The organism is Salmonirosea aquatica, from assembly GCF_009296315.1.
Lineage (GTDB): Bacteria > Bacteroidota > Bacteroidia > Cytophagales > Spirosomataceae > Salmonirosea > Salmonirosea aquatica.
The window spans coordinates 2,057,253-2,075,267 of sequence record NZ_WHLY01000002.1 but is presented as its reverse complement, the minus strand read 5'-3'; the positions used below and the strand labels follow the sequence as shown (position 1 = coordinate 2,075,267).

Annotated in this window: 18 protein-coding genes and 1 pseudogene; 2 read left to right on the top strand and 17 right to left on the bottom strand. The window is 51.1% G+C overall.

Going from position 1 to position 18,015, the window contains the following annotated elements; translation table 11 throughout:
* Positions 1–23: 23 nt before the first annotated feature.
* From dxs to mutL, 4 genes and pseudogenes are all read right to left on the bottom strand, one after another.
* Positions 24–1,979: a 1-deoxy-D-xylulose-5-phosphate synthase gene (gene dxs, locus GBK04_RS09715; RefSeq protein ID WP_152759060.1), complete on the bottom strand. Its 1,956-nt coding sequence runs from the start codon at positions 1,977–1,979 to the stop codon at positions 24–26.
* A gap of 203 nt (positions 1,980–2,182) precedes the next feature.
* A pseudogene (locus GBK04_RS09710) lies at positions 2,183–3,099 on the bottom strand (rhomboid family intramembrane serine protease).
* Between the two features lie 146 nt (positions 3,100–3,245).
* Positions 3,246–4,031, bottom strand: coding sequence for a rhomboid family intramembrane serine protease (locus tag GBK04_RS09705; protein WP_152759056.1), 786 nt, complete (start codon positions 4,029–4,031; stop codon positions 3,246–3,248).
* A 58-nt stretch (positions 4,032–4,089) separates the two neighbouring features.
* Positions 4,090–6,027: a DNA mismatch repair endonuclease MutL gene (mutL, locus tag GBK04_RS09700; RefSeq protein WP_152759053.1), complete on the bottom strand. Its 1,938-nt coding sequence runs from the start codon at positions 6,025–6,027 to the stop codon at positions 4,090–4,092.
* A 269-nt stretch (positions 6,028–6,296) separates the two neighbouring features.
* On the opposite strand from mutL, the gene GBK04_RS30465 reads away from it, so the two are divergent.
* Positions 6,297–6,461: a hypothetical protein gene (locus GBK04_RS30465; RefSeq protein WP_373330861.1), complete on the top strand. Its 165-nt coding sequence runs from the start codon at positions 6,297–6,299 to the stop codon at positions 6,459–6,461.
* Here GBK04_RS30465 and GBK04_RS09695 read toward each other — a convergent pair.
* The 13 genes from GBK04_RS09695 to GBK04_RS09635 all read right to left on the bottom strand — a co-directional run bounded on the left by GBK04_RS09695 (position 6,456) and on the right by GBK04_RS09635 (position 16,603).
* The gene (locus tag GBK04_RS09695; protein ID WP_152759049.1) at positions 6,456–6,797 is read right to left on the bottom strand and encodes a DUF6787 family protein; all 342 of its coding nucleotides are present in this window, start codon (positions 6,795–6,797) and stop codon (positions 6,456–6,458) included. The genes GBK04_RS30465 and GBK04_RS09695 overlap by 6 nt on opposite strands.
* Before the next feature lie 46 nt (positions 6,798–6,843).
* Positions 6,844–7,569 (bottom strand): RluA family pseudouridine synthase, encoded by a 726-nt coding sequence (locus GBK04_RS09690; RefSeq protein ID WP_152759046.1) that lies wholly within the window; start codon positions 7,567–7,569, stop codon positions 6,844–6,846.
* A gap of 122 nt (positions 7,570–7,691) precedes the next feature.
* Positions 7,692–8,081 (bottom strand): hypothetical protein, encoded by a 390-nt coding sequence (locus tag GBK04_RS09685; RefSeq protein ID WP_152759043.1) that lies wholly within the window; start codon positions 8,079–8,081, stop codon positions 7,692–7,694.
* Positions 8,056–8,529: an energy transducer TonB gene (locus GBK04_RS09680; protein WP_152759041.1), complete on the bottom strand. Its 474-nt coding sequence runs from the start codon at positions 8,527–8,529 to the stop codon at positions 8,056–8,058. Before GBK04_RS09680 ends, GBK04_RS09685 begins: the two co-directional genes overlap by 26 nt.
* Positions 8,530–8,633: 104 nt before the next feature.
* On the bottom strand, positions 8,634–9,218 hold the full coding sequence (locus tag GBK04_RS09675) for a hypothetical protein (RefSeq protein WP_152759039.1): 585 nt from the start codon (positions 9,216–9,218) through the stop codon (positions 8,634–8,636).
* Between the two features lie 118 nt (positions 9,219–9,336).
* Complete coding sequence (locus GBK04_RS09670; protein WP_152759037.1) at positions 9,337–9,879, bottom strand: hypothetical protein; 543 nt, start codon at positions 9,877–9,879, stop codon at positions 9,337–9,339.
* A gap of 168 nt (positions 9,880–10,047) precedes the next feature.
* On the bottom strand, positions 10,048–10,449 hold the full coding sequence (locus tag GBK04_RS09665; protein ID WP_152759035.1) for a hypothetical protein: 402 nt from the start codon (positions 10,447–10,449) through the stop codon (positions 10,048–10,050).
* A gap of 50 nt (positions 10,450–10,499) precedes the next feature.
* Positions 10,500–10,916: a hypothetical protein gene (locus GBK04_RS09660; RefSeq protein WP_152759033.1), complete on the bottom strand. Its 417-nt coding sequence runs from the start codon at positions 10,914–10,916 to the stop codon at positions 10,500–10,502.
* A 102-nt stretch (positions 10,917–11,018) separates the two neighbouring features.
* Entirely contained in the window at positions 11,019–11,840 is an 822-nt protein-coding gene (panB, locus tag GBK04_RS09655) for a 3-methyl-2-oxobutanoate hydroxymethyltransferase (RefSeq protein ID WP_152759031.1), read from the bottom strand.
* 40 nt (positions 11,841–11,880) lie between these two features.
* Positions 11,881–12,555, bottom strand: a complete 675-nt coding sequence (locus tag GBK04_RS09650; protein ID WP_152759029.1) for an O-methyltransferase — start codon at positions 12,553–12,555, stop codon at positions 11,881–11,883.
* A gap of 36 nt (positions 12,556–12,591) precedes the next feature.
* On the bottom strand, positions 12,592–13,899 hold the full coding sequence (locus GBK04_RS09645; protein ID WP_373330860.1) for a murein hydrolase activator EnvC family protein: 1,308 nt from the start codon (positions 13,897–13,899) through the stop codon (positions 12,592–12,594).
* Positions 13,900–14,040: 141 nt separating this feature from the next.
* A complete protein-coding gene (lolB1, locus tag GBK04_RS09640; protein WP_152759025.1) occupies positions 14,041–14,877 on the bottom strand; it encodes a lipoprotein insertase outer membrane protein LolB1 in 837 nt (278 codons plus the stop codon).
* A complete protein-coding gene (locus GBK04_RS09635; RefSeq protein WP_373330859.1) occupies positions 14,867–16,603 on the bottom strand; it encodes a tetratricopeptide repeat protein in 1,737 nt (578 codons plus the stop codon). Before GBK04_RS09635 ends, lolB1 begins: the two co-directional genes overlap by 11 nt.
* Positions 16,604–16,995: 392 nt before the next feature.
* Between GBK04_RS09635 and GBK04_RS09630 the strand changes: the two genes are divergently transcribed.
* Positions 16,996–17,964, top strand: coding sequence for a YheT family hydrolase (locus GBK04_RS09630; protein WP_152759021.1), 969 nt, complete (start codon positions 16,996–16,998; stop codon positions 17,962–17,964).
* Positions 17,965–18,015: the final 51 nt, after the last annotated feature.

The window sequence follows — 18,015 nt, the reverse complement described above, 5'->3', positions numbered from 1 at the left end:
GAAGCCGGGGATCAGGCTTACAACTACAAATCCAGAGAAAGCCGCATCCCGGTAAGTCGTACCTCCACCGCTATCATTTCCTGGACAGTCCGTACGATACCTTCGGTGTCAAAGCCACACTCGTGATGCAGTTCGTGGGGTTCACCGTGCTCAATGACACGGTCGGGGATGCCAAGCCTCTTGATACGGGCGGTATAGCCATGGTCGACCATGAATTCAAGGATGGCACTACCCACACCACCTTGCAGGCAGCCATCTTCCACGGTCAGGATGCGGTCATACTTTTGAAATACTTCGTGCAACATAGCCTCATCGAGCGGCTTGGCAAAGCGCAGGTCGTAATGGGCGGCAGAAATATCTTGTTTCAGTAAGGTTTCACAGGCCTCTACAGCATAGTTGCCTACATGGCCCAGCGTTAGAATGGCTATCTCGCTGCCATCCCGGATTTTACGGCCTTTGCCTACTTCGATCTCTTCCAGGGATGTGCGCCATTCGGGCATCACACCCTGTCCACGCGGGTAGCGGATCGTAAAGGCGTGGGTACCTTGCTGGATTTTAGGTAGCTGGGCTGTATACATCAGATTTCGTAGTTCCTGCTCGTTCATGGGAGCCGACACGATCATGTTGGGAACACAGCGCATGTAGGCGATGTCGTAGGCGCCATGATGGGTAGGCCCATCGGCTCCGGCGATGCCCGCCCGGTCGAGACAGAAAATGACGGGCAGGCCCTGGATGCACACATCGTGCACGACCTGATCGTAAGCCCGCTGCATGAAGGTGGAGTAAATATTGCAGTACACCACACTGCCACGCGTGGCCATTCCCGCCGAGAACGTCACGGCATGTTGCTCGGCAATACCGACATCGAAGGCCCGGTCGGGCATGGCCTTCATCATGATATTGAGCGATGATCCTGAAGGCATGGCGGGTGTAATACCTACGATTTTCGGATTCTTCTCAGCCAATTCCACAATCGTGTGCCCGAACACATCCTGGTACTTGGGTGCTTGGGGCGTGTCGTAGATTTTCTTCTTGATTTCGCCCGTTACTTTATCGAACAGGCCGGGCGCGTGCCACTTGGTCTGGTCTTTTTCAGCGGGGCCGTACCCTTTGCCTTTTACGGTCAGACAATGGAGAAGTTTGGGGCCGGGAATATTTTTGAGGTCGTTGAGCACGTCCGTCACATGCTCAATATCATTGCCATCGATGGGACCGAAGTACCTTAGGCCCAGGGATTCGAAAAGATTACTTTGCTCCAAGAGACCTACCTTAAGCGTATTCTCGACCTTGGAAACGATCTCCTGCGCACTTTTGCCGAACTTACTCATTTTTCCCAGCAGATTCCAAACCTCGTCGCGTACCTTGTTGTAGGTGTGGGAGGTAGTAATATCCGTAAGGTACGCCTTCAATGCCCCCACGTTGGGGTCGATGGCCATGCAATTATCGTTCAGGACAATCAGCAGATTGGTGTCGGCCGTACCGGCATGATTCATTCCCTCAAAAGCCAGCCCGGCGGTCATGGCACCATCGCCAATCACGGCAATGTGCTGCCGTTGCCGGTTGCCCTGCAGGGTAGAAGCTACAGCCATCCCCAGAGCGGCCGAAATGGAAGTGGAAGAATGGCCGACGCCAAAGGCATCAAAATCACTCTCGGCCCGCTTCGGGAAGCCCGAAAGGCCCTTATAGAAGCGGTTGGTGGAAAACGTATCGCGCCGTCCGGTCAGGATCTTATGGCCGTACGCCTGGTGGCCTACATCCCATACTAGCTGGTCATCGGGGGTATTGAAGACATAATGCAGCGCAACGGTAAGCTCAACTACCCCCAGGCTGGCTCCAAAATGTCCGCCGTAAACCGACACATTGTCAATGATAAATTGGCGTAGTTCATTACAAACTTGCGGAAGTAGCGCACGGTCCAGCTTGCGCAAATCTTCGGGGGTATCGATGCCAGCCAGTAATTTTCCGGGAGTAATCAGCATAGTTATTGAGTTGACAGTTGATAGCGGACAGCGACTGTTCGCACTACGGAGCAACTGATGGTAATTCCGCTTGCCGGGATTTTTATTACAAAAGTAGCAAGTTCTTAGTAAACCGACCCCGGGCTATTATGTTTAACCTTTCGGATTAAAAAAACAGCCGTGAAAGCAAAACAAAACGGTCCACGGTGCATCATCCATTCTAGCTATTTCTGCTGGCTGGCTTTAAACAATTTCTGCTTTTCTTCCCTTGTCAGGCTTTCATAGCCTGACTTGGAGATTTTATCCAGAATCGAGTCGATTTCATCCTGGTCGGGCATCTCGACGGAGGTAGGCGAAGGCGTGGCCGAATAGAGCGTGGTACTGCGATGTACTTCTTTTTGCCGGTGAGTCACACGCATGGGGGGCGTTTCTTGAACAGCTGGCTCCAGATGTCCATGATGATGTAAAGCGGCTTGCCGAGGTCGGTGCCATTCTGAAGTAGCTTGATGAAGAGGTACCCCGTAAGTGCCCCGCCCAGATGCGCCAGATTACCGCCCGCATTGGGACCGACCGACTGCGCCAGGGACAGGATAATGTAGAAAAAGGCAATGTACTTGATCCGGATCGGCCCTAGGAAAATCAGGTGGAACGTGTAGTTGGGCAATAGGGTGGACGCCCCTACTGCAACCGAAAAAGCCGCCGCCGACGCCCCCAGCATCTGCGAACCCGCTACCTGCGACTGGAAATAGGGCAACAGGTTATAAATGGCCATGTAGGCCACGCCCCCGGCGATTCCTCCCAGCACGTACAGTGCCACCAGCCGCTTGGACCCCAGGTATTCGTCCACCAGTTTGCCGAACCAATACAGGAACAGCATGTTGAAGAGAATGTGGAAAATCTCTTCATGGGTGAAAAAATAGGTGATAATGGTCCAGGGCTTGTAAAGGTACTCACGCGGGGAAGCAGGCAGCTGGAGCATATCGACCAGCCAGGTGTAGGCTTCGGACGACTGTCCCAGCGTAAAAATCACTTTCACCAGCAGCAGGCTCAGGAAAACCACCGTGTTGATCAGGATAATCCTGACCAGCGTGTTGTCCGTTTTGGTGAATTCTCTCTTAAAGTCGTCAAAAATACCACTCATCGCTTGAATAGATACGGGATACTGGAGGTTGGATTCTGGATTTCCTGGTCAAACAGCCCCTGGATAATTCGTAAGCATGAGGCATCCAAAGGGTTTCGGGGCTTTCCCCAAATTTATCAATCCACAATCCGGTATCCAATCGCCACTTAATAAAATTTGTTCCGATCCGAACCCCATAATCTTAACAAGATAAAGGCAAACAGCATCCCTCCCAAATGGGCAAAGTGGGCCACGTTGTCTGACTGGGCATTCTGGATACCTGCGTATAACTCATAAAGTCCGTAAAAGGCTACAAAATACTTCGCCTTGATCGGAAATGGAAAAAATAAAAGGAAAAGTTCGGTATTGGGAAACAACAGACCAAACGCCATGAGAATACCGAATATGGCTCCCGAAGCACCTACCATCGGAACGTTAACCTGCTGTTGGTAAAACCCCTGCACAAAGTTAACACTATCCTGAATGTAACGGGGATCTTTGGGACTTTCTTCAAAATTATTCAAAAAATCCAGATTAGCCTGGTACAATCCTTTGGCATGCTGACTCATGAAATCCACCAATCCTTCGGGCGTAGGATATTGAAGATAGACATTGACGGCATCCTGCAACTGCGATGTTTCGAAATAATCAATGGCCGAAAAAAGCAGACCGGCACCAATACCTGTAACGAAATAGAAAATCAGAAACCGACGTGCCCCCCAGATCCGCTCCAGCATAGGTCCGAAAATAATGAGCCCGAACATGTTACTGAATATATGCCCAATGTTACCGTGCAAGAACATATAGGTCACAAACTGGAAAGGCAAAAAGGCGGGCGATTTGAGCGAATATAGAGCAAAGCCCGGCGTCAGATTTACAATATACGCATCAACAATAAAAAATACAATATTCAGAATCAGTAAATTACGGACAATGGGCGTAAGCGAAAACATGGGCTACTAGCTAATGAGAATAAAAGTTTTAACGGAAGGACGCCCGTTTTCGTTTCGTTCAGGGTTTAAATAATGTACTTAACCGGTCCATGGTGAGCATCACCACGATCGGGTCGCCGCCCGGGGTACGGTTGGGATCCGGCGAGGCGAACAACTGGTTGATGAGCGTGTTCATTTCGAGCGGGGATAACTTTACCGCATACCGTACCGAGAAACGCCGGGCCAGTGAGCGCGCCAGACTGTCGGGTTTGTTGAGTTTGAGATCCGAATAGCTTTTTTTGAGTTGCTCAATCAATTCTTCAAACAATTCCTGTTCGCTCTCGTCGGGCAAGTCGGCGGGGGTACCCCGCACGATGAGTTCATTGGGGCCTATCTCGTCAAATTCAAAGCCCAAGGCTCTGATTTCGTCGGTCGTTTCGCGCATTAGCTGCATGTCGGCAGGCGTCAGACGGACGGTTTTGGGAAATAACAACTGCTGGCACGCCCCGTTGCGTTTGGTGAGCATCTGCCGGTAACGCTCGTACAGAATGCGTTCATAGGCCGCCTTCTGGTCGATGAGCATGACTCCTTCTTTCACCTGCGAAAGAATGAACCGGTTATGCACCTGGAACAGTACGGCGTCGGCATCCGGAATACTGACCGTTTCGGAGGCCAGCCTATTGATCTTACTCGCCAGGGTGACGGCTTGCTGCTGGTACGAGGGACGAGCCGCGACCGCCTGGTCCAGTTCAAGAGCGGCCTGCTGACGAGCTTCCTCATCGGGACTTTTGAGACCTTCGAACAGTTTGTTCCAATTGGTGAGATTACCCTGCTGACGCTTGGAGGAGCTCTCCTTGGGTCGCGTCGCTTCCGATCGGGTTTCTCCTGACCGGTTCTCATCCGCCGAGGTACCATTGGGCCGGGCGGCCCAGTCGGGTTGTACGGCTCGGGGAGGCTCCAGGGGGCGCGCGTGCTGAGTCAGGAAATTGACATTGTCGTCAAAATCAATGGGCGGAGCCAGGTTATACACCCCGACGGCCTTTCGCACGGCGGCCATAATGATGGCATATACCGACCGCTCGTCGTCAAACTTGATTTCAGTCTTGGTGGGGTGGATGTTGATGTCGACGTGTGAAGGGTCTATCTCAATAAAAAGCACGTAGAACGGGTGGCTGCCCTCCGGGATGGTACCTTCGTAGGCGCTGATGATGGCGTGGTGCAGATAGCTATGCTTGATGTAGCGCTCATTGACGAAAAAATATTGCTCGCCCCGCGTCTTTCGGGCAAATTCGGGTTTGCCGATGTAGCCCCGCACGCTCACGTAGGAGGTGTCTTCCTGGCAGAACACCAGCTGCTCTCGGTAATTCTTGCCGAACATGTCCACAATCCGCCGCACCAATTTTCCGGCGTACAGGTTAAACACCTCCACGTCATTATGATACAATGAAAAACCTACCTCAGGATGGGCAAGCGCTACGCGCTGGAATTCGTCGAGCACGTGCCGCATTTCGACGGAATTGGATTTGAGGAAGTTGCGCCGTGCTGGTACGTTAAAGAACAGATTCTTGACCAGCAGGTTGGTGCCCGGCAGGGTAGCCACCGACTCCTGGGTTTTGACTTCCGATCCTTCGATGCGAATCATGGTACCTATTTCGTCGTCGTTGCGGCGGGTACGCAGCTCCACCTGAGCCACGGCAGCAATAGAAGCTAGCGCTTCGCCCCGGAACCCCATGGTACGGATCCGGAACAGGTCGTCGGAGTTGCGGATCTTGGAAGTAGCGTGCCGCTCAAACGACATCCGGGCGTCGGTTTCGGACATGCCTGATCCGTCGTCAATAACCTGAATCAGGGTTTTGCCCGCCTCCCGGATAATCACCTGCACGCTGTGGGCCTGAGCATCGATGGCGTTTTCGAGTAATTCCTTCACGACCGAGGCAGGACGCTGCACCACCTCGCCCGCCGCAATCTGATTGGCGATCGAATCGGGTAGCAAATGTATAACGTCCGATGTGGTCATTTTTTTTGGTCGGGGTATTGAGTTTTAAGTAGCAAAGTAAGGATATTATTTTTACAAGGCTAACGAAACTTTTCAGTAGGTATCTTGAAACAACAGCTTATAGCTAGTGGTTATATTATCAAGTCAATAAAAAATTTAATAAAAAAAATAACAAAATGAAAAGTTTGGCACGCCTGTTGCTAGGTGCTTAACTAAAATGCCAGGCGGGCTGATGTTTCGTCCCGGGCAAAGCCTTTTTTATTCCTCTCGTACCCTAAACACCCCGACTCATGAAGACACCGATCGTAAAGAAATTCAATTTTGCCATGGCATTGCAGTGGGTCATCTTTCTACCCATTATTTTGCCTTTATGCCTAGTATTCGGGGCGGTACAGGGAGCGGTGAACATGATCGAAAAAATGGCTCAGCGTATGTGGCTGGACCTCGAACTATGAATTTTGCCGACGTTTGAACAGCCCGCTCAGGCGGGCTACCATTCTTTTTTCGAACGCCCAGAAAAAGGCGAATTTTCCAAACAGCCACCCCCACAATAATAGTACCACTTGATAAAGTGGTAACACGATTCCCAGCGCTACCAGCCAGCGAAGCCAGCCGGGCGATTGCGCGTCTAGTCCAATGAAGTCGTAAAGGAAGCGCTTCAGATACAGAATCGAAAATCCCGTGCAGGCAAATACCAGCAGGATGACGGCCACATCCCAGCCACTTTTTACGTTCCAACGTTCTTTTAGTTTTTGCCCAAGGTTGGCTTTGGGCGGTTGGCTCTCGGCCATTACGTCACTGGGTTTAGCTTGAAAGAACTAAGCAGGGTACCCTGGCTTACTCGTACAGGTACTGCAACTTATCGAGGTCTATTTTTTCCTGATCCAGCGGCAGGAACTCCTCCCAGAAAGGGTCCAGCGGTAGCCCCGCTTTACAAATCATAGGCTCCTTCTTGACCGGATGCTCAAAGTACAGCCGCCGCGCGTGGAGGTTGATGCTCCCATCGACATTGGGCTTAGGGTACCCATACTTCACATCGCCCCGGATGGGACAGCCCATGCTGGCCAGTTGCACCCGGATCTGATGCGGACGTCCCGTGATGGGGGTCACTTCCAGCAAGTGAAATTTGTTGATCTCGCCCAGTACCCGGTAGGTGAGCTCGGCGCGCTGAGTGTCGGGGGCTTCGTAGTCGTAGGCCGTGGTGACGTTGCGTTTTTCATCTTTCGACAGCCAATGGACCAGCCTGCCCTTAGACTCGGCGGGTCGGCGGTGTACAACCGCCCAGTAGGTTTTCTGCACGTCGCGCTTGCGGAAGAGCTCGTTCATGCGTTCGAGGGCCTTGGAGGTGCGGGCAAAGGCCACCAAGCCACTGACGGGGCGGTCGATGCGGTGGATGGTACCCAGGAACACGGCCCCCGGCTTATCGTACTTTTCCTTGATATAGTCTTTCACCATATCCAGCAGGCAGCGGTCGCGCGTGGCGTCGCCCTGGACTAGTATCCCCGCCGCTTTGTTGACGATGATGAGGTGGTTGTCTTCGTAAATGACCTGAAAAGGTTTCATTTAATGTTGATTTGTGTATTCGTTTATTTTTTGAATTGAAACGCTCGTTTGTCCTTCAGTGGGCAATGGGGAACACAGGCCTTGGTGAACAGGCCTCCGTGAATGGAAATCTCAGCCCTTACCTAGCACAACTGAGTGTATGTAATAACTCGTTCCAAAATTCCCTGTTCGATTTCTTTTTCTGAAGATACTGTAATGTAGGCATTGGTTTGTTCTGGACTTATCTCTGTACCCCAGCTGAGGCCGTAGGGAAAGCTTATAATTTGGCGTAGTCCTTCACTTTCATAAGATTTTCTTAATTGTGCAAGCTCTTGCTCGTTTAATCCTTTCCAACAGACAGTAACTGATTTTTCAAAATCATTCGTGTCTCGTATTATTGATAACTCCCTCATAAAGAAAGAAAGTATTGATTTTTGACGTCTGCTCCCTCCCTGGGCTTTATCCCTCAGCTCAGGGTGAAGGAATGTGATTAAATATACAAAAACACTACTCTCCCATACCTTTCTTTTCACATAGGATATAACTTAGTATGGGCAGTTCTGAAAGTATTCTATAGCTTCTTACCTCTGCTATTGTATCCGTCTCATTTGATATTGGTTTTGGCTTGCCTGTTCCCCTTTCACCGTATAAAAAGTTAATGGGTATCACATAAAGTCCAGCATATAGAGGGTCTTGTTTAGGCAATTTAGGCCAAAAACGATCTAGCTCTTTTTGGAATGATTCGTCTACTGGCTCTGAGTTAACTATGGAGACATCATCGTATTCACCTTCTGAGGTCAGCGTAAAACGCACATACACTCTCACCGATTTTTCTTGTCTAAATGCCTCAGATGGAAAACGTAATTCCTTCAAGGCGGTCCGGTCGAAGATTACATCCGTAGTCAGCAAGGGTTCATTAGCCTGGCTAAATGATGCTGTTGTAGCAGCTAAAAGAAACAATAAACAGGCAAGATCTTTCATCGTTAAGAAGTTAAGTTTTCTTTTTGTGTAAATGATTTGGTGCTTCCTACCCTAACCAATGAATAGCCCGGTAGTGATGCTCGTTTGACTTTACACAAATGATTTTAAACGGGCAATAGCTTTTTATAGCTTCCATCACTATTGAAAATGATAATGAGGCTACCTCCATTTCCTGCTGAGATTCGTCGCACTCCTACTTTCATTTTACGATTTGTGAATGGCATCACATTGTCTGTCCACCGGGTTTTTATGGTGGGCCGAATATACACCCGGTCACCGATGATTTGCTCCAGGCATTGGTTTAATGCGCTCTTATCCCCTTGTGCTTCTATAATACTCCGGTTCGAATCAGCTTCAAAAACCAGGATGATGTCTCCGTTGAAGGAGGCGAATCGGCCAGGCGGATTATCCTTATAGCTATCATCAATACTAGGTAGGAGCAACCAACAATCTTTACCTTGTTCATTCTGGTATTCCCGCAACAGAACAATCCCTTTGTCGTTTTTCCATTGGTTTTGCTCACAGGCTCGAATGAAATCACCTAGAATCTGGCGCTTGCTTGGATCTGTATCTAGCTTAATCTGTTTTACTTCATCACAAGGCGGGGGGTACCCCGACTGGGCGTAAGTATTTGGCGTTAGCAGCCCCAAACCCAGCAATAAGTAAACCCAGTTCATGGCATATTTCATATAGGGCAGATTTATTGTGTAAGTGAAACCAGGCTTGATGACCTACCTTACTGGGTCTTTCCGGGGGCTAGGTTTCCAAAGTGAAGGAAGCCTTACGGTTTAATCTGTTTTTATGTGTTTATTCTCCTGCTTCCCGAGGCCCACGAATTCGCATTCCACTATTAATTTCAGGAATTCCTCTCTCTTCATTGCTCAATGTCCAAATACTCAGGCAAGCTGAATCGACAGGTACCCTTGGATGGTTTGAGCCTAACAGGACATCCACCCGGCGAATGGAACCTTTCGAAATGCGTAGTGTATCGGAGACCATGGTTCCATTCAGCATGAAGACCACCGTTCGCACGGAAGAAGGTAGATTTTTCTTGCTTTGATACATTCGGGGTGTAATTATATCAAACTGCTGGTCTGCTTCCACATAGATACAACCATTATCCGATAAACAGCCTGCTCCCTTTTCAGCCTGCCGATCCTTAACAACATACACTGAAGAAATGAAATCAGGATTCAGTTCCGCTGTATTGGTAACGATTCCATTCGCAATGATCAGGGGTACCTTCGAATGATTTATTTGAGTCGAATCGAGCCAGGGGTTAACCGTTTGTGCATTGGCGGCAAGCCCACCACAGAGCAGTACCACTAGTATGACTAGGAAGCGTTCCATTTTTTTTACTGTTTAAGTGATTCTATATCTGATAACCTGGAAATGTTTCATGTTTGTTGATTTATGAATTTTCCGCTGGTGCGGGGGTAGAACTCCAATTATATTAATCAATACTTCCAGTACTACGATGTAAAGTCAATAATTCAGATTTCTAAGATTGTACAAAAATTAATAGCGACAAGGGCCTAAATCTGGATGAATACGCTCACTTAGTGAATCAGCATTCAGAATACCTTTCTTTTCGGCTACCAAATCCCTCAGGACGGCTTGATCGACATTCACCCAGACGCAGCAAGGCCCGCTGTAAATATCATTCTCAACACCTAGTCGACCTAATTCCTTGTCATACCAGATCGCGTACTTCAACTCTTTCTGCTTTTCAGGAAACTGATAAATCAGTTTATAGTCTCCGCTGCCAAGTTCATCATACTCACTTAGTAAATGTTCCAGCATTTTCTGTTCAGCGGTAAGACGGTCAGGAAATTGGCCCATTGAATGATACCCACCCAAATCACAACCTGAGGTGAATAATACCAGTAGTAGTAGGCTAAAATAACGGGTGGTTAGCATGTTGTATAAGGGACAAGTAGGTTATTCTGATGAAAAAAGTACTTACTTCCTCATTTTTCTTCGGCCAAAAGTTTTAATCCCGAATCCTTGCCTAAAAAATAATGGCGATAAGTACGCATACCCGCAAAATAGCCGTTCAACCAAAAATCTTCTTCTGAACAAGCACTCAATGTAGCGGTAGCCAACATCGATTCGTGACTACTAATAATGCGCCGAAAGTAGTAAGTCTGGCCAGGCTCGAGATGGATATAAACTATTCTGTTTTTAAAGATTTTCAGCCCTAAACTATCCAAATTCGTCTCGACTAAAGTACATTGATTGATTAGAATAGGCTCATTTGGATTGGATACCGTGAAAAGCTGGGCGGAAGGATCAGAAAAGAAATATAGTTTGGTTGTAGCTTGTTTCTGGCCAAAAGCAGCGCCTATCAAAAAGAGGTTGAGCAATATTAGAAATGGAGTTTTCATATAGATAAGATTATGGAATCTGAATTATGTTTAGTAATCCACCCCAATGAATCAATTTCTGTTGCTTAAACACCCAGAAGAACTCGCAAACCCAATACCCCTTCAATACGATTCCTTCTCATTGGGAAACGACTTGCTTTTTACATCGCTGACGTACTGCGCGATGGCGTCGTGCATGATGCCGTCCAGATCGGCGTAGCGGCGCAGAAAGCGGGGCTTGAATTCTTTATTGATCCCCAGCATATCGTGCAGCACCAGAATCTGCCCGTCGGCGTGGGGGCCTGCGCCAATGCCGATGGTAGGAATAGCGATGCTTTCGGATACCTGCTTGGTCAGCGTCGAGGGAATTTTTTCCAGCACCACCGCGAAGCATCCTACCTCGTCGAGCATGCGGGCGTCGTCCAGTAGTTTCTGTGCTTCTTCGTCTTCCCGCGCCCGGACGGTGTAGGTACCGAACTTATAAATCGACTGCGGCGTGAGGCCCAGGTGACCCATCACAGGTACCCCCGCGCTCAGGATACGCGTGATGGATTCCTTTACTTCCAGGCCACCCTCCAGCTTCACGGCGTGGGCCCCCGATTCTTTCATAATCCGGATGGCCGAGCGCAGCGCTTCCTCCGAATTGCCCTGGTACGAGCCGAAAGGTAGGTCTACCACTACCAAAGCCCGGCTCACCGCCCGCACCACCGAGGCGGCGTGGTAGATCATCTGATCCAGCGTGATGGGTAGGGTGGTTTCATGGCCCGCCATGACGTTGGAAGCCGAGTCGCCTACCAGGATGAGTTCCACCCCGGCGGCGTCCACGATGCCACCCATGGAGTAGTCGTAAGCGGTGAGGCAGGAGATTTTCTCCCCCCGCGTTTTCATTTCCTGAATGATGTGCGTCGTAACGCGCTTGATATCAATGGGCTTGCTTGTTGACAATTTTCCTTGAATTTAAAGATGAAGGTACCCTACATTAAAATCAGGCGGTTTGGTTCACGACGGCGATGGCCATACCATCGTAGTCTTTGGCGCCGACGGTTTGTAAAATTGTGGCGGTTACGCTGGGTGTCTCGGCCAACAGCTGGTTAAACCGACGTACTCCCTGCACTCGCTCGTCGGGATGGTTGGCGTCCAGCACTTTTCCTTCCCGGATCACATTATCACAGATGATGAGGGTACCGGGGCGGGAAAGGGTCAGGGCTAGTTTGAAATACTCGGCATAGGGCGGTTTGTCGGCATCGATAAATATCATATCGAAAGGTCCTTCTCCGTTGGCTGCCATCTTAGGAAGCAAGTCTAGTGCCTTGCCGACCCGTACCTCCACTTTGTGGGTAAGTCCAGCCTTTTCAATATTCTGCCGGGCTACCTTCGCGTGATTTTCGTCGATTTCCAGACTGATTACTTTCCCATCCTCGGGCAACGCCCGGGCCATCCAGATGGTACTATATCCGCCCAGGGTACCTAGCTCCAGCACGGTCCTGGCGCTGCCCAGCATCAGCAGAACCTGCAGCAGCTTGCCCTGATTGGCCGTCACGCTGATCTGCGGGATGTCTTCCCGGTCCAGCGATTCGATGGTCTCGGTCAGCACCGCGTCCTCGGGGGCTAGCAGGTCACTGATGTAGTCGTCGACTTTTTTGAAAAGATCCGCATTCATAAGGCAGGGGTAGGTTGATAGGTGTTCAGTACTCACTTACCTTCTCAAAAGCCACAGTTCGGGATTGAGTCGGGTGGTGTTTTTCCAAACCTGGAATTGCAGCGAAGAGGTTCCATCGCTATCGGTGGCCACGGTACCTATGGTTTCGCGGGCTTTCACTTTCTGACCTGTTTTTACCGAAACACTCTTCAATTTGGCGTATACGGTCATATAGTCGCCATGCTGAATGGCTACGACATTGCTCAGGCCGGGCATGTTGGTCACATCCAATACGGTGCCATCATACACCGAGTGTACCCCCTCATTGGCTCCGGTTTGAATGTCGATACCGAGATTGTCGATGATTACCCCCCGCAACACGGGATGTTCCTTGCGCCCGAAGTGATCCGATACGAAACCCTTGGCCGGCCAGGGAAGCCGGGCCTGCGAAGCTTTGAACGACGAAGCCAACGTAACTTCCTCGTCGGTCATACCGCCGGCGTTGACTGTTTCGGCGGGGCGTTCGGCTGGTTTTTCTACCGGCGGGGGCGTTTCTCCAGCGGCAATGGCCTTTTCGCGCTCGGCTTTCTCACGGGCCAGGCGTTCGCGTTCGGCTTTTTCACGGGCCAGCCGTTCACGGCGTTCGCGCTCGGCACGTTCGCGCATTTCTTTTTCAATGAGCCGTCGCAAATTGGCTTCCAGGGTGGCGGCCGCGCGACGGTTGGCGACCAGTTCGGCGCGGAGTTCCGACTCTTTCTGCGACAGTGCCTTCACTACCTCATCCTGTTTGCTTTGCAGCACTTCCAGTTTCTTGGCCTCGCCTACCTGGGCGGCAAGTACGGTTTTCTGCTGCTGCTGCTTGGCCGTGATGCGCTGGGTTTTGGCCGTAAGCTGCCGCTGCACTTCCTCCATCTGGCGCACCTGCCCCTGCCGGGCCTCGGTGTACTGCTGAAGGTACTTGTAGCGCAACACCAGTTGATTGAAAGTAGAGGCAGAAAACAGAAACACCAGCTGGCTGAGGTAAGTATTGCGCTTGGAGGCTTCGTAGATCATCTGCCCGTACTCCTTTTTCAGCTTGGCCAGGTCGTTGGCCAGTTCGCGGCGGGCTTTTTCCAGGCTTTTCAATTCGCCATCGAGCAGCCGGAGGTCGTCCGAAAGCAGGTCGATTTGTTTTTTCTGAGTCGTTACCTGCTGCTTGAGAGCCTGCAACTGTCCCACGCTTGCTTTCTTCTGCGAGGCGGTTTCGTTCAGAATCCGCTGGATTCCTTTGATCTTTTCGGAATTCTGGCGCTTTTCGAGTTCGAGTTGCTGACGGGTTTTTTGAGCCAGTACGGCACCGGCATGGCCCAGTATCAGCAACAACATGAACCCAACTCCTCTAACAAATAGCCTTTGAAAACGCATACTGTATAGTGATTGGAAGGCAAAGCTTCCTGTACCTGTTTCCGCAAAGGTACGCAGACTTCGCTTTTTAGTCTTAATGAAACGCCGGCCAATCCGAATCCCCTACCTTTTTTTATAGCCAGATGGAATCGAAAAAGGAAATCCGGGATTGTTTTGGGTCAATTCCACCCGGCTGTGGTTCAGTCCGATTTTAGTTTGTACCGCAGGCTGGTTGGCAGCAGGACGGGCATGCAGCACCAGGAGACTGGTAAAAGGGAAAAGGTACCCCCCATCCAGCTTTTTGAAATCGCCGTACTCCAGCGTCAATACGTTTTGGGTGACCTGCTGTGTCACCCGCAGGCCTTCCAAGCGCTGGCTGGATTCGCCGAGGTAGTTGTCGATGACCACCTGCCTTCCCGGCTGCTGGAGCAGCAGCCGTTCCTGGTCGGGTAGTTGGTACATGCGCTGGCCGGGCTGGCGGGGTAAGGGTAGGTTGCCTACCAAGACGGCTTGCAGCAGCGGAAAGCTCAGATCGAACTGAAACCGTCGGCTCAGCTCGGCGTAGCTATACGTGTAAAGCTCTTTGTGAAATTTGTCCAGGACGACCAGTTCCTGCGGCGAAATCTGGCCCCGGGCCACTTCAAACCCAACCGTCGTTACCGAAAACCAGATGAGGCTGTCCTTCCTGACCCGGAAGTTGATGGTCGCATTGTCGATGTCCTGCTTGTCGTTTTTGAAGGAGAATTTGGCTTTGGCGGTCAGGTACTCAAAATCCGTTTCCTGAATCTTGAAGTTGGCTTTACTTTCATCAAAAAGTACCCCGTCTGCCAGCACGTCTGACGCCAGGGAATCGGTAACCGTGAGTGTCCCGTCTGTTTTTGACCGGCCTTGGCGGGACTTGTGGCAAGCCGATAGCCACAGCACGCCCCACACCAGAAGCCAGATAGCTCTACTGCTCATGAAGGGTACCGGTGGCAATTTTCTTTTCAAGCAAATCACTCGTTTCGCCCATGGTTTTGGCTTTTTTCCATTGCTCCACGGCTTTCTCGCGTTCGCCCAATTGGAAGAGTACATCGCCATAGTGCTCTACAATGGTACCACTGACCCCTTCTTTGGCTTGTACGGCTTTTTCCAGAAATGTTTTAGCCTTCTTATAATCTTTCCGAATGTACAACACCCAGGCGTAGGTATCCAGGAAGGTGGCATTGTCGGGGTTCTTTTGTACCAGCCGTTCCGAAAGTTGCAGGGCCAGGTCGAGTTTGTCCTTACGCAGCGACAGGAAATAGCTGTAATTATTCAGTACGTGATCGTTGTTAGGGTCGTCTTTCAGCACCAGTTCATAGGAGGCGTCGGACTTGGCATTGTCGCCCAGTCCATTGTAAGCATCGCCCAGCTGGGCATTGATGAGCAGTTTCATTTCGGCGTTTTCCATTAGGCGGCGACTTTCTTCCAGCGACGACACCGCCCGTTTGTAGTTGCGCTTCATGAGTTGCGCCGAGCCATTGGAGTACCAGATCATACCCTGATTGGGAAACACCTCGAGGGCCTGTTCCGAGTGAACCAACAAGCTGTCGGCCTGGTTGAGCTCGCCATCAAGCTGGAGTACGGCTCCCCACACTTCATACACCGAGCTGTTGACGTGGGCGGCGCGGACATAGACATCGCGGGCTTCGGCTTTCCGGCCTTGCTGTACCAGCATATCGGCATAAAGTACCAGTGCCCGCGACTCTTTGGGGTGAGTTTCGACGAGCTGCCGGGCCAGGTTGGCGGCATCTTCCCGATCTTTATCGGTCTTGAGCATGGTCAGGTACCCCGAAAGTACCCGTACCTTCGGCTCGGCGTCCAGATTAGGGTTGGCGAAAACGACCTGTAGCTCGCGGTTGGTTTTTTCTACGTCGCCCTTGCGTCTGTAGATATCGGCCAGCAATACGTGCGCCTGCGCTTCGTCAGGATTGAGCCGCAAGGCTTCTTCCAGCGGTGCCACGGCCTCGTCGATGCGCTCGTTGGCAATCAGCAGCTCAGCCAATTCTATACGGTAGTCAAGTTCGGAAGGTTCGGAAGCAATCAGCTTGTTGGCTTCCTCGATGGCCTTATCGAATTTGTTCAGCCGCAGGTACAGCTGCTCCTTCTGGTGCGTGATTTCTTCGGTAACGCCCATAGATTTCTCCATTTGGTCGTATGTGGCGATGGCTTTGTCAAACTGGTCGTTGAAGACGTACATAGCCGCCAGTTCTACCCCATACTCGACATTGGTAGGGTTCTGGCTCACGAGTTTTTCGTAGATTTTGGCCGCTTCGCTGTAGTTTTTCTGTTTTACATAAATCTCCCCGAGCTGGGCGGCGTAGTAAGAATTGGTAGGGTCGGCTCCCAAAGCCAGCGTGGCGTGGGGTAGAGCATCCGTGGCCCGGTCGAGTTTGAGCAAAGCGGAGGCCAGCATAAAATGCCCCGCGGCGTCGGAAGGACTGGCTTTGACCAGCTTCTCAAACACCGGGAGGGCCCGGGATGGCTCGTCCATCATCATGTATTTCATGCCTTCGGCGGCCATGCTTTCCTCCTCGAGCCGGAACGTCGTCGCCTGTTCGGTTTCACCTTTATCCTTGTCTTTGTTGCGGTTGCGTTTTTGTGCCGAACAGGGTAGGAGGCCGAGCGCCCATACCAGCCCTATGGCTCCCACGATTCGTGTCATCCCCTTGCTATACATAGTGATTGAGATTGCTAGTGGCCTTGAAAGTGCCAACCTGACCGGGCCGTTCGTATTCGGTATTGACTCAGTAGGTTGTCTTCCAAAATTAACTACAAAAGTACCAGATTATTGCCATTCGTCCGCACAGAAAGGGATTAATGGTAGACCCCCTCCTGAAAATGATGGAAAATTATCCAGAATCCGGTATGCTATGTGCCCGGGAGCAAGAAACCGGATTCTAAACCACCCCACCCGGGTTCATTCCACGGTCCGGTTGAGGTACCCCTACCTTGGCCGGCTTGGAAAAAAAGAATAATTTTGACAAAAAGCAGGTACCTGTAGGTTAGTACGAAACAGAACCCCAGATACCCGGCCGGAAAACCAAACTCCTGAACATGCCCCTGATCCATCGCTCGTCCTATCCCGGTGCACCGGGGTACCTGTTCAATGGCCACTTGCAGACCATTGTGCCGAGTGCTCTGCGTAATGTGCGTGGCCTGACTTACGAGCGCGAGCGGCTGGAACTATCCGACGGTGATTTTCTGGATCTGGATTGGGTCGATCGGGGTAGCAAGCGGCTCGTCGTCATTACCCATGGGCTGGAGGGCGATTCCAACCGCCCCTATGTTCGGGGTACGGCCAAGTTGTTTGCCCAGAACGGTTGGGATGCACTGGCGTGGAACTGCCGCTCGTGCAGTGGCGAGATGAACCGCGCGTTCCGGCTGTATAATCACGGAGAAATCGGCGATATCGACGCGGTAATCCGGCAGGCGCTGCGTACCCGGCATTATGAAGAGATAACTCTGGTCGGGTACAGCATGGGCGGGAATATCACGTTGAAGTATCTGGGCGTACACGGGAAAGAGGCCCCCGATGTCATTGGCCATGCGGCGGCATTTTCGGCTCCCACCGATTTGCGCAGCAGCGCGCAGAAGCTGGATGTGGCTTCCAATTCATTTTACAAAAAGAGGTTTCTGAGAAAACTATCGAACAAAGTCCGCCTGAAGGCCCAGCAGCATCCCGGCCGGCTGGACGTGTCCCGGCTGGCGGCCGTCGGGGTGTGGCGCGACTTCGACGAGGCGTTTTCTGCGGCGCTCGGCGAGTATCGCGACGCCGACGATTTCTACGAACAGGCCTCGGCCCGGAACTATATGCCGGGTATCCGGATTCCGGTGTTGCTGGTCAACGCGCTCAATGACCCCATCCTTACCCCTGAATGCGCGCCGACTGAACTGGCTCAGGGGCATCCGCACATTTTTCTGGAAACACCCCGCACGGGCGGTCATGTGGGATTCATGGTAGCAGGTGATGAATTCACCTGGGCGGAGCGGCGGGCGCTGGAATTTACGAAGCGACGGATTTGATTAGTTTTGAAAACTTTTGGCAGATTACAACCTTCTAACTCCTCTAATTTT